Here is a 12,442-nt window from a genome sequence, read left to right on the forward strand (position 1 = left end):
TCCGGAAACGTCGCACGATATCAGAGGAGTACTGGCCTTCTTTACGCCCGTCGTGTCTCGCGATGGTCAAGGCGATGTTCCTAAACTCGCTCTTGCCGAAACCGCGACAAACACCCCTCGCCAAACCTCAAAATTGGCGGGACGTAACATATACCTTGCCCTTGGACCATTCCGCTGTCTGCAGCGCTTTCACATGCTCCTTATCCAGGCTATTGTCGTTGAAAGCCGCCCAGAACTCGCGGCCATCGGCATCGTACCGGACCTTGATCTTTATCTCATCGTCTTTACTTGTATCGACGTTGAGAATCCGGTAGTTCCCATTTAGCTGGATCTCGTCGGCAGCGGCCCGTCGAACCGCGACGACGTCTCGGGCATCGTCGTTCTTTAGCAACACTCCATTGAGGTCGATGGTATCCGCATCGGAAATACCTCGGAGCAAGCTCACAGTCGCACTTTGCGCGTCATCAACGACAAGGGCAAAGCGCTGGTCCGAGGCAACTGCCTTCCCGAAGGCCGAGATAGCCTCTTCCTCCTCGCCGGTGATGGGGACCAGTTGGTCCGCCTCAACATCAGTGGTGCTGATCTTCGCCTGTGAGTTCAGGTATGCCTTCGACATCGAAGTGGCAGCCCAGAGACTTGCCCCCACGATGCCAAAGATCACACGCTTTTGCGGTGCCTGCTTTCCGGCTAGGTCGGTGACGAGTTTCTGAGCGAACTCGGAAAGGTCGACCTCAATGATCGAACTTCCCTGCTTTACCTTCGCCTTGAACTCGAGTTCTTTCCGCTCGGCATCCTTAAGGTGGCGGGCGTCCGGTTGGTCAAGGACTAAGTTGGCGTAGGTGCGATTCACACCATGCTGAACATTCAGCAACCCCTCCATGAGGCTTGGGGTGATCGTGCTGTCGTAGCCCTCTCCCTTCAAGGTGATCTGAATCTTCGGCCAGTCCTTAAACACGACATTGGCGTTGTCACCGAGTTGGTCTTCGAGGGCACGCTTTAGAAGCATCAGCGCGTCTTTTTCGTTACCTACGACGATTTCAGGCAAGTGCACCCCCTAGGTCGGCCACGTGACAACGCAGAACGCGGCGAATCTTGGATGACATCCAAGATGTGCCCGCCGCGCGCTGAGCCACACATGAGAAAAGCCCACGTAACCGATTGATTACGTGGGCTCTAATTTGGTCGGGGCGAGAGGATTTGAACCTCCGACCACCTGCACCCCATGCAGGTACGCTACCAGGCTGCGCTACGCCCCGAAAGAAAAAGATTATATCAGACGCTTTTCAATATTGGCTAGTCCTTGCTGCACTTTTTATTCGTGCTTCGCGATCTGCTGAAGCTGCGCGAGCAAGTGCTGGATTTCCACGAGTTCGTTGCGCAGATTGTTCAGGTCGAGCGAGAAAACCGGTGCTTCATCCGCAGCCGCTGCAGCAAGCGCTTGCTCGTCCTCCGCGGACGCATGGCTGTGCTGGCGCCCTTCGTCGAGGCGATTGCGGGCGCCATTGATCGTAAAGCCCTGCTCATAAAGCAGGTCGCGGATGCGTCGGATCAGCAGGACTTCATGATGCTGGTAGTAGCGCCGGTTACCACGCCGCTTGACGGGCTTGAGCTGCGTGAACTCCTGCTCCCAGTAGCGCAGCACATGCGGCTTGACGGCGCAAAGCTCGCTGACTTCGCCAATGGTGAAGTAGCGTTTGGCGGGAATCGGCGGCAACAAGATGCGTTCGCTGGATCTTTCCGACATACGGTCAATGGGCGGGCTTCAGGCCGTACCGGGAGAGGTTGTGGTGTCCGCGCGGGATAGCGCGCGGACAAACGAGACAAGCAGGATAACGAGTGCTCGCGCTACTGGCAAACGATCAGCCGGCCACCGCCACCAGGCCGGCCCGCTCTTCCACCAGACCCTTGAGCTTCTGGCTGGCATGGAAGGTCACCACGCGTCGTGCCGTGATGGGAATGATCTCGCCGGTCTTGGGATTGCGGCCGGGACGCTGAGGCTTGTCGCGCAACTGGAAATTACCGAAGCCGGAGAGCTTGACGCTGTCGCCATGCTCCAGCGCTTCGCGGATCACGTCGAAGAAGGCTTCGACCATATCCTTGGATTCGCGCTTGTTGAGACCGACCTGGTCGAACAGCATTTCGGCGAGCTCGGCCTTGGTCAGGGTCGGCACCTCGGCAACGCGGGCGTCGGACGTCTCGTCATCATGGGAGGCTGCCTGCCGGTCGCCTGCCCCGCCCATTGCTGCGGCCATGAGATACGCTTGTCGATCGTTCATTGTCATTCAGTGTGGCGATCCGCCCGGATGCGGAAGTCCGGGCGCTCCATTGTCATGTCAGCTGGTGGATCAGCCGCGCATCCGCGCCTGGAATGCAGCGCTGGCGGCTTCGACCATGCAACGTACCGCGCTATCGACGGTTTCGTCCTGGAGGGTCGCCCCAGTATCTTGCAAGGTCACGCGGAACGCAAGGCTTTTCTCGTCTGCGCCAATGGCTGCCGAAGCCGCCTTCGGACGGAACTCGTCGAACAGCACCAGGCTCTGGCAATAGCGGGCGGAGCCTTGTTTTTCCAGGGCTTCGCGCATGGCGTCCAGCAGGTCCTGCACGCGCACCGACTGCTTCACCACCAGTGCCAGGTCGCGTACGGCGGCCGGGAACTTGGAGATTTCGGTGTAGCCGGGCAGGCCTACTTCACGCAGTGCCTGCAGGTCCAGCTCGAACACAACCGGCGCTTGCGTCAGTTCGTACTCCTGCAGCCAGCGCGGATGCAGTTCGCCGATCACGCCGGCCACCTTGCCGTCGATCACGACTTGCGCGGCGCGGCCTGGGTGCAGCGCGGGATGCGATACCGGCTCGAAGCGCGCGACGCGCGGGAACAGCAAGGCTTCGACATCGCCCTTGACGTCGAAGAAGTCCACCGGGCGGGTGGCGATGCCCCACTGCTCCTCGAAGGCCGGGCCGTAGGCAATGCCGCCGGCAACCATCGGCTGGCGATAGCCGGCCACCGTCAGGCCGCCATCGGCAACCGAGGCGTCGCGATGGAACACGCGGCCCACTTCGAACATCCGCACGCGCGATGCCTTGCGGTTGAGGTTGTAGCGCACCTTGTCGAGCAGGCCGCCGATCAGCGTGGAACGCATCACCGCCAGCTGGCTGGCGATCGGGTTCAGCAGGCGGATCGGGTTGTCGTTGCTGGCAAAGTCGCGCTCCCACTTCTCTTCGACGAAGGCGAAGTTGATCACCTCCTGGTAGTCGCGCGCGGCAATTGCGTGGCGCACGACATGGGTCGAGCGGCGTGCTTCGTCGGTCGGGCGCATCTCGCTTTCGGCGATCGGCGGACGTGCCGGGATACGTTCGAAGCCGTAGATGCGGGCCACTTCCTCGATCAGGTCTTCCTCGATCTCGATGTCGAAGCGATAGCTCGGCGGAGTGACCACGAACACTTCGCCGTCCGCACCCTGCTCGCGGGTGAACGGCAGCTGCAGACGCAGAAACACGTCGGCGATGACCGCGGGCGACAGCTCGATGCCGAGCACGCGCTCGGCGCGCGCCACACGTAGGCGCACCGGCTTGCGCTGCGGCAGGTTGACAACCTGGTCGTCGACCGGGCCGGCCTGGCCGCCGCAGATCTCGAGGATCAGCGCGCTGATGCGCTCGATATGCTCGACCGTGGTGGCGTAGTCCACGCCACGCTCGAAGCGATGCCCGGCATCGGTCGAGAAGTTGAAGCGGCGCGAGCGGCCCTGGATCGCTTCCGGCCACCAAAAGGCGGCTTCCAGGTAGATGTTGGTGGTGTCCAGCGTGACGGCGGTGCTGTCGCCGCCCATGATGCCCGCCAGGCTCTCGATCTCCTTGTCGTCAGCGATCACGCCAACCTGCTCGTCGAGCTCGACAGTATTGCCGTTGAGCAGCTTGAGCTGTTCGCCCTTGCGGCCCCAGCGCACATCCAGGCCGCCGTGGATCTTGTCCAGGTCGAACACATGGGAGGGACGGCCAAGTTCAAGCATCACGTAGTTCGAGATGTCGACCAGCGCGGAGATGCTGCGTTGCCCAGCCCGCTCCAGGCGCTGCACCATCCACGCCGGCGTGGCCGCGTGCGCGTTCACGCCGCGGATGACGCGGCCAGAGAAGCGCCCGCACAGGTCGGGCGCCGACACCTTGACCGGAAGCTTGTCGCTCAGCGTCACCGCTACCGGCTTCATGTCGGGCAGCCGGAGCTCGGCACCGGTCAGCGCGGCAACTTCACGTGCCACGCCGTGGATCGACAGGCAGTCTGCCTTGTTGGGCGTCAGCTTGATCACGAAGACCTGGTCATCAAGATCCAGATACTCGCGGATGTCCTGGCCGATCTTCGCATCTTCGGGCAGCAGCATCAGGCCGCCATGTTCTTCCGACAGCTTGAGTTCGCGCGCCGAGCACAGCATGCCGAAGCTATCGACGCCACGCAGTTTGCCGACCTTGATTTCAAACGGCTTGCCACCCGTCTCCGACGGCGGCAGCACTGCGCCAACCAGCGCGCACGGCACCAGGATGCCGGGCGCGACGTTGGGCGCGCCGCAGACGATCTGCAGGTTCTCGCCGGTGCCGGCATCGACCTGGCAAACGTTGAGACGGTCCGCGTTGGGATGGCGCTCGGTGGAAAGCACGCGCGCCACCACCACCTTGTTGAAAGGCGGCGCGACCGGGCCGACCTCTTCCACTTCCAGCCCGGCCATGGTCAGGCTGTGCGAGAGCGCATCGGTGGAAATCTTGTCGGGATTGACGAAACTGCGAAGCCAGGATTCCGAGAATTGCATGGCGCTTCTGATCCGGTAAGTATTCTGTTCTGTGGTGTCGGTGACGATGTGCTCGGGCGCGGCGGGCGCCTCAGGCGAACTGGCGCAGGAAACGCGCGTCGCCTTCGAAGAACAGGCGCAGGTCGTTGATGCCGTAGCGGAGCATGGTCAGGCGTTCGAGGCCCGAACCGAAGGCGAAGCCGATGTAGCGCTCCGGGTCCAGGCCCATATTGCGCAGCACATTGGGATGCACCTGGCCCGAGCCCGAAATCTCCAGCCACTTGCCGTTGCCGAAGGCCATGTCGATTTCCGCCGACGGCTCCGTGAACGGGAAGTACGAGGGGCGGAAACGCACCTGGATGTCGTCGCGCTCGAAGAACTTGCGCAGGAAGTCGGTGTACACGCCCTTGAGGTCGGCAAAGCTCACGTCCTCGCCGATCCACAGGCCTTCGACCTGGTTGAACATCGGCGAGTGCGTGGCATCGCTGTCGACGCGGTAAGTACGGCCCGGGCAGATCACCTTGATCGGCGGCATCTCGCGGCCCTTGTACTTCTCCACGTGCATGCGCGCGTAGCGCACCTGCATCGGGCTGGTGTGGGTACGCAGCAGCAGCAACTTGCCTTCGCTGTCGCGGCCGTCCACATAGAACGTATCCTGCATTGAACGGGCCGGATGGTTGTCCGGGTTGTTCAACGCGGTGAAGTTCATCCAGTCGGTTTCGATCTCGGGACCATCGGCCACGTCGAAGCCAACCGAGCCGAAGATCTGCTCCACCCGCTCCCATGTGCGCATCACCGGATGCAGGCTGCCGCGGGCAACCGCCCTGCCGGGCAGCGTCACATCGATGGCTTCTGCAGCCAGCCGCGCGTTCATCAGCGCATCGGCCAGTGCCTGGCGGCGTGCCTGCAGCGCGGCCTCGACCTGCTGCTTGGCCTGGTTGATGCGCGCGCCTTCGCTCTTGCGGGTTTCCGGGTCAAGCTTGCCGAGGCTCTTGAGCAGTTCGGTGAGCGCGCCGGTCTTGCCGAGAAAGCGGGCTTTTTCGTTTTCCAGCGTGGCGTTATCGTTGGCTGCGGCGAAGGCGGCCTGGGCGTCGGCGACGATTTGATCCGGATCCAGAGACATGGCGGCGGTCGGCGATAAATTTGGCGTCCGGGTCACGCAGGGCCCGGGCGTGGGTTGGCACTAGGTGCGATGTGGGTGCAGAGTCCGTGCGGCACCGGGGGCGGCGCGGGCTTCGTTTCGGATGTCGTCTTGCGGCGTGCGGTGGCACGATGCAAAACGGCATTCGAAATAAAAACGGGGCTCGGTGAGGAGCCCCGTTTCTGCAGGTCCGGCTGAATCGCCGCTGCAGCGACGGGCGCTGCTCGGGCAAATTCGGCGGAAATGCTGTCGACCTTGCGGTCGGTGCTTGCGCCCGGGGCGCCGCGCCAGGAACTAGCGCGGCATCCCGGAGCCGGCATCAGGCAACGGTGGCTTTCACCTGGTTGAGGATGGCGGCAAAGGCAGGCTTGTCATGAATAGCCATGTCCGACAGCACCTTGCGGTCCAGCTCAATCGAGGCCCTCTTCAGACCATTCATGAACACGCTGTAGGTCATGCCATGCTCACGCGAAGCAGCATTGATACGCGCAATCCAGAGAGCGCGGAACACGCGCTTCTTGTTGCGGCGATCGCGGTATGCGTACTGACCAGCGCGCATGACCGCCTGCTTGGCGATACGGTAGACGTTATTGCGGCGGCCGCGGAAACCCTTGGCAGCGACGATGACTTTCTTATGGCGGGCCCGTGCAGTGACCCCACGTTTTACTCGAGGCATGAAATGCTCCTTTCGTTTTCGTTAGGGTTATGCGTAAGGCATCATTGCGCGAACGGACTTCAGGTTCGTCTCATGGACGTCCTGGGTGCCGCGCAGTTGACGCTTGTTCTTGGTGGTCTTCTTGGTCAAGATGTGACGCTTGAAGGCCTGGCCACGCTTGAACGAACCATTCGGACGCGCAGTAAAGCGCTTGGAAGCGCTTTTCTTGGTCTTCATCTTCGGCATGAAAAACTCCAGCTTCTATGACATGCATGCAGGTGGCCAGCTGGCGCCAGCACTTGCAAAACCCGCATCCACTTATTGTTGCGCGATGCCGCGGAGGCACCTGCGCCGCTTTCGCACGACACCGCGCCCGGAGGAATCCCCTCCGGGCCGCGGCGGCGCGCAAAAATCTTACTTCTTCTTCTTGGGAGACAGCACCATCACCATCTGGCGGCCTTCCATCTTCGGCATCTGCTCGACCTCTTGCCGTAATCCATGATACGGGCAACCGGCGGCACCGCTGTCGGAGCGATTTCCACCAGGTCCAAGTCCTTATCCTCAGCCAGGCGAAGCGCGTCCATGAACTTGACGATGCCGAGCTGCTCATTATCAACCCCGACCAGGCGCAATTCGGGTGCGCTGATTTCGCGATTGATGCGATGACCTTTGTCTGTAGCGATGTTGCGTTACCTCAAGAAGACAAAAAACAAGCCGTGCTCATCCCATCAGGCTTTGCTGGAAACGTCCTGTTGCAGACGCTCCACAAACGCGGAGACGGGCATGACACCCAGATCCACGTTGCCACGGGCACGCACGGCCACTTGACTGGCATCCCGCTCCTTGTCGCCCACTACCAGCAGGTAGGGAATCTTCTGAAGGGAATGCTCGCGGATTTTATACGTAATTTTCTCGTTACGCAAATCCGCCTTTGCCCTAAATCCTTGTTTTTGCAGAAGTTGCACGACGTTTTCAGCATATTCCGCCTGGGAATCGGCAATATTCAGCACCACGACCTGCTCCGGTGCCAGCCAGGCGGGCAGCGCGCCGGCATGATTCTCCAGCAGGATGCCCAGGAAGCGCTCGAAAGAGCCCAGGATAGCCCGATGCAGCATCACCGGACGCTTGCGCGAGTTATCCTCCGAAACGTACTCGGCGTCCAGGCGCTCCGGCAGCACCAGGTCCAGTTGCAGCGTGCCGCATTGCCAGGAACGGCCGATTGCGTCCTTGATATGGTATTCCACCTTGGGACCGTAGAAGGCGCCCTCGCCCGGCAGTTCTTCCCACTCCACGCCGCAGGCGCGCAGCGCCAGCCGCAGGCCTTCCTCGGCATGGTCCCAGACCTCGTCCGAACCGGCGCGCTGATCAGGACGCAGCGAAAGCTTGACCGCGATGTCCTTGAAGCCGAAATCGTCGTACACGGAGAATGCCAGTTCGTTGAACGCCTTCGCCTCCGCCACGATCTGCTCTTCCGTGCAGAAAATGTGCGCATCATCCTGCACAAAACCGCGTACGCGCATCAGGCCATGCAGTGCGCCCGAGGGCTCATTGCGATGGCAGGCACCGAACTCGGCGAGACGCAGCGGCAGGTCGCGATAGGAGCGCAGGCCATGGTTGAAGATCTGCACATGGCCGGGGCAGTTCATCGGCTTGATCGCGTAGTCGCGCTTTTCCGACTCCGTGACAAACATGTTCTCCTTGTAGTTCTGCCAGTGACCTGACTTTTCCCACAGCGAACGATCCATCACTTGCGGCGTACGTACCTCTTCATAGCCAGCCTGCGTCAGGCGGCCACGCATGTACTGCTCCACCGCCTGCCAAACCTGCCAGCCCTTGGGATGCCAGAACACCATGCCAGGCGCTTCCTCCTGCAGGTGGAACAGGTCAAGCAGCTTGCCCAGCTTGCGGTGGTCGCGCTTCTCGGCCTCCTCCAGCATGTGCAGGTAGGCTTCCTGATCTTCCTTCTTGGCCCAGGCCGTGCCGTAGATGCGCTGGAGCATCTCGTTCTTGGCGTCGCCGCGCCAGTAGGCGCCGGCCACCTTCATCAGCTTGAAGACCTTGAGCTTGCCCGTGGACGGCACGTGCGGACCACGGCAGAGGTCGACGAACTTGCCTTCGCGGTACAGGCCGATCTCCTGATCCTGCGGAATCGAGGCAATGATCTCGGCCTTGTACTYCTCGCCCATCGACTCGAACAGCTGCACGGCTTCGTCGCGGCTCCAGACCTCGCGCGTCACCTTCTCGTCCTTCTTGGCAAGCTCGGCCATCTTCTTTTCGATGGCAACCAGATCCTCGGGCGTGAAGGGGCGCTTGTAGGCGAAGTCGTAATAGAAGCCGTTCTCGATCACCGGGCCGATCGTCACCTGCGCCTCGGGATACAACTCCTTGACGGCGTAGGCCAGCAAGTGCGCCGTCGAGTGACGGATCACGTCGACGCCGTCGGCATCCTTGTCCGTGACAATGGCCAGGCTAGCATCGCGATCGATCAGATGGCTCRTATCGACCATCTGGCCGTCCACCTTCCCGGCCAGAGCGGCCTTGGCCAGGCCCGAGCCAATGCTCTGCGCCACTTCGGCAACCGTCACCGGGCCGGGAAATTCGCGGCGGGAACCATCCGGCAGCGTGATTGCGATCATCTTGCACCTCATCAGGAATCCACCCGCCGGGGCAATGCCTCCGGCAAGCGAATGAAAAGCATCTTATAGCGCCGGGCACATGCGACAGGCATGGACCATGCAGCGGGGATTTCACTCGGTTGCACTTACCGGCGACCGAGCAGGATATCAGGGAGCCAAGAAGCGACAGACGAAAAAAAAACGCAGCCAAGGCTGCGTTGTTTTTCGATTTAACCCCAATCCACCGGGTCCGAAGGCGCACCTCGACTACTGTCGCTAATTAGCGGTAGTAGTTCGCTGTGTCTTGAACATGGCGCCTTTTCCGTTCCAGGTTGTCGGGGTTGAACCGGACTGCTTCGGTACTGCTTGCTACTTCTTACTGCTATGCGTTGGTAGGCTCGATTGGACTCGAACCAACGACCCCCACCATGTCAAGGTGGTGCTCTAACCAGCTGAGCTACGAGCCTATGGCACTACTTGAACTTCACTGCACTACTCTTACTACTTATGCGTTGGTAGGCTCGATTGGACTCGAACCAACGACCCCCACCATGTCAAGGTGGTGCTCTAACCAGCTGAGCTACGAGCCTGCGGAGAACGAAAGTATAGCATCACTTTCTTTTCGCCTGCAAGACCCCCACCACATCTTCTATCAATCCGAGTGCGCGCTGCAGTTGCGTGGCCTCCGAAACCTCGGCGGTGAACTGCATCCGGGCAACGCCTTTGCTCGATAGCGTCTTCACGCCGGTGACGTTGATCTTCTCGCGCGACAGCACTTCCGAGATGTCGCGCAGCAGCCCTTGCCGGTCGATCGCCTCCACGTGAATGTCCACCGGATACACCGCATCGCTCTTCTTGCCCCACTCGGTCTGGATCACGCGCTCAGGCGCGCGCGCCGAAAGCTGGCCGAAGGTGTGGCAGGTGCGGCGATGGATGGAAACACCGCGCCCGCGCGTGACGAAGCCCACGATCTCGTCCGGCGGCGCCGGCTTGCAGCACTTGGACATCTGCGTCATCAGCGAATCCACGCCCACCACCAGCACGCCGCTCTTGGCGCCGCGCGCCACGCTGGTSGCGCGGCTCTTCTTGGTGACKGCCTCTTCTTCGCTCTGCACCACCGCGGCCTCGCCTTCGGGGTGCCGCAGCGCCTGCTCCACGTGGCGCAGGCTGAATTCATCCTTGGCGACCGCGGCGAACAGGTCGTCCGGCATCTTGAAGCCGAGCCGCGTAGCGAGGTCATCCAGGTTGACGGCGGTCTTGCCCTCGCGCTGCAGGGTCTTGTCGATCAGCGCGCGGCCTTGCGACATGGTCTCCTGCGAATCGAGCGCATTGAACCAGGCGCGTACCTTGGCCCGCGCGCGCGGGCTGGCCAGGTAGCCCAGCTCCGCATTGAGCCAGTCTCGCGACGGCCCGCCCTGCTTGACAGCGATGATATCCACCGTCTGGCCGTTCTTGAGCGGCGTGTTCAGCGGCACCATGGTGCCGTCCACGCGCGCGCCGCGGCAGCGATGGCCAAGATCGGTGTGCAGGTAATACGCAAAATCCACTGGCGTGGCGCCTTGCGGCAAGGCCACCACGCGCGCCTGCGGCGTCAGTACATAGATGTGGTCGTCGATGGCCGCATGCTTGAGCTGCTCCCATGGCGACTCGTCGTGCGCCACGGAATGATCGGCATCGTCCTTCCAGGCCAGCAACTGGCGCAACCAGGCAATCTTCTCGTCGTAGCGCTCACTGGCCGAGAACTGCCCGCTGTAACCCTTGGCGCCGGCCTCCTTGTAGCGCCAGTGCGCGGCCACGCCGTACTCGGCGAAGTGATGCATTTCCTGGGTGCGGATCTGCACCTCGAAGGCGCGCCCGTCGTCGCCGATCACCACCGTGTGCAGCGACTTGTAGCCGTTCGACTTCGGCCGGGAAATATAGTCATCGAACTCGCGCGGGATCGGCTGCCAGATATGGTGCACGATGCCCAGCACGGTGTAGCAATCCTTGATGTCGTCGACGATCACGCGGAAGGCGCGCACATCATAGAGATCGGCAAAGTCGAGTTCCTTGCCGCGCATCTTCTTCCAGATGCTGTAGATATGCTTGGGGCGGCCGGTCACTTCCGCGCGGATGTCCGCCGCAGCCAGCTCGGACTGGAGCCGCGCGATGGCGCTCGCGATATAGCCTTCGCGCTCGATCCGTTTTTCATCAAGCAGGCGCGCGATGCGCTTGTAGGTGTCAGGCTGCTCGAAGCGGAAGGCCAGGTCTTCCAGCTCCCACTTCATCTGCCAGATCCCGAGCCGGTTGGCCAGYGGCGCGTAGATGTCCAGCGTTTCGCGCGCGACACCGGGCAACGGCTGCGCCTTAGCCTGCGCCAGCCAGCGCAGCGTCTGCAGGCGCGAGGCCAGCCGCACCAGCACCACGCGGATGTCCTGCGCGAAGGCCAGCAGCATCTTGCGCAGCGCTTCCACCTGCTCCTGCCGCGCGGCGATTTCGTCCTTGGTGGTTTCGGGCGCGCCGCTGTGGCCCACCGCGATCGCACCGATACGCAACAACTGCCTCACGCCCTTGACGAGCCTCGCGACCTCCTCGCCAAACAGCGGCTCGATTTCCACCTCGCTGCCGGGCACGAACGCCGCCAGCGCAAACAGGCAGGCCGCGGCGCGCGCGGCATCGTCGACGCGCAGCCCGTCGAGRATGCGCAGCATSCCCTCGGCRTGMGAGARSACGGTYTCGCCGGTGGGCAGCATCGCCTCGCTGCCACGCTCGCGCACGAAATCCAGGGCGCGCTCCACCAGCCCGGAATCGGGCGTGCCGGCAATCTGCCCGGTCAGGTCAGTCGACGTCACCATCTCGCTGCCCCAACCTCACTTGAGCGCGGCGGTAACCACCACTTCGATCAGGTATTGCGGATTGGCCAGGCGCGCCTCCACCGTGGCGCGCGGGGGCGTATTGCCCTGCACCACCCATTCATCCCAGACCTCGTTCATGATGCCGATCTGGTCGATGTCGGTGAGAAATATCTGGCACGACAGGATCCGGCTCTTGTCGCTGCCGGCTTCGTTCAGGAGACGCTCGATGTGGCCCAGCACCTCACGGGTCTGGCCGCGCAGATCCGCGCCGGGATCGACCTCCGGCACCTGGCCGGCGAGGTAGACCACGCCGTTGTAGATCGCGTATTCGGACAGGCGCTTGCCCACATGGGCGCGCTTCAGTTCACTGGTACTCATGGCAATACTCTAGTTGTCGGTAAGACTTCAAACATCGGATCCGGGCC

General features: G+C 62.1%; 10 protein-coding genes, 3 tRNA genes and 1 pseudogene. All 14 read right to left on the minus strand.

The genetic code is table 11. From position 1 onward, the window contains the following. Positions 1–127: 127 nt before the first annotated feature. On the minus strand, positions 128–1,045 hold the full coding sequence (locus tag AC1DKD_RS17515) for a hypothetical protein (protein ID WP_477143517.1): 918 nt from the start codon (positions 1,043–1,045) through the stop codon (positions 128–130). Positions 1,046–1,179: 134 nt separating this feature from the next. Beyond that, positions 1,180–1,256, minus strand: a tRNA-Pro gene (locus tag AC1DKD_RS17520). Between the two features lie 56 nt (positions 1,257–1,312). Next, a complete protein-coding gene (locus AC1DKD_RS17525; protein ID WP_276288261.1) occupies positions 1,313–1,744 on the minus strand; it encodes a MerR family transcriptional regulator in 432 nt (143 codons plus the stop codon). A 115-nt stretch (positions 1,745–1,859) separates the two neighbouring features. Beyond that, a complete protein-coding gene (locus AC1DKD_RS17530) occupies positions 1,860–2,276 on the minus strand; it encodes an integration host factor subunit alpha (RefSeq protein WP_441627285.1) in 417 nt (138 codons plus the stop codon). 69 nt (positions 2,277–2,345) lie between these two features. Continuing rightward, positions 2,346–4,793 (minus strand): phenylalanine--tRNA ligase subunit beta, encoded by a 2,448-nt coding sequence (gene pheT, locus AC1DKD_RS17535; protein WP_441627287.1) that lies wholly within the window; start codon positions 4,791–4,793, stop codon positions 2,346–2,348. Positions 4,794–4,863: 70 nt separating this feature from the next. After that, positions 4,864–5,895 carry a phenylalanine--tRNA ligase subunit alpha gene (gene pheS / locus AC1DKD_RS17540; protein WP_045240059.1) on the minus strand — a complete coding sequence of 344 codons (1,032 nt, stop codon included), beginning with the start codon at positions 5,893–5,895 and terminating at the stop codon, positions 4,864–4,866. 337 nt (positions 5,896–6,232) lie between these two features. Beyond that, positions 6,233–6,589 (minus strand): 50S ribosomal protein L20, encoded by a 357-nt coding sequence (gene rplT, locus AC1DKD_RS17545; RefSeq protein WP_477143518.1) that lies wholly within the window; start codon positions 6,587–6,589, stop codon positions 6,233–6,235. Between the two features lie 27 nt (positions 6,590–6,616). After that, entirely contained in the window at positions 6,617–6,814 is a 198-nt protein-coding gene (gene rpmI, locus AC1DKD_RS17550; RefSeq protein WP_006575466.1) for a 50S ribosomal protein L35, read from the minus strand. A gap of 239 nt (positions 6,815–7,053) precedes the next feature. Continuing rightward, positions 7,054–7,251: pseudogene (gene infC, locus AC1DKD_RS17555) on the minus strand (translation initiation factor IF-3); the annotation flags it as partial. A gap of 45 nt (positions 7,252–7,296) precedes the next feature. Next, the gene (gene thrS, locus AC1DKD_RS17560; protein WP_477143519.1) at positions 7,297–9,204 is read right to left on the minus strand and encodes a threonine--tRNA ligase; all 1,908 of its coding nucleotides are present in this window, start codon (positions 9,202–9,204) and stop codon (positions 7,297–7,299) included. 369 nt (positions 9,205–9,573) lie between these two features. Beyond that, a tRNA-Val gene (locus AC1DKD_RS17565) sits at positions 9,574–9,650 on the minus strand. 46 nt (positions 9,651–9,696) lie between these two features. Beyond that, positions 9,697–9,773 (minus strand) — tRNA-Val (locus AC1DKD_RS17570). A gap of 21 nt (positions 9,774–9,794) precedes the next feature. Further along, positions 9,795–12,017, minus strand: coding sequence for a RelA/SpoT family protein (locus AC1DKD_RS17575; protein WP_477143520.1), 2,223 nt, complete (start codon positions 12,015–12,017; stop codon positions 9,795–9,797). A 15-nt stretch (positions 12,018–12,032) separates the two neighbouring features. Then, a complete protein-coding gene (locus AC1DKD_RS17580; RefSeq protein WP_441627294.1) occupies positions 12,033–12,395 on the minus strand; it encodes a RidA family protein in 363 nt (120 codons plus the stop codon). Positions 12,396–12,442 lie beyond the last annotated feature (47 nt).

Source organism: Cupriavidus sp. 05T313, assembly GCF_056396665.1.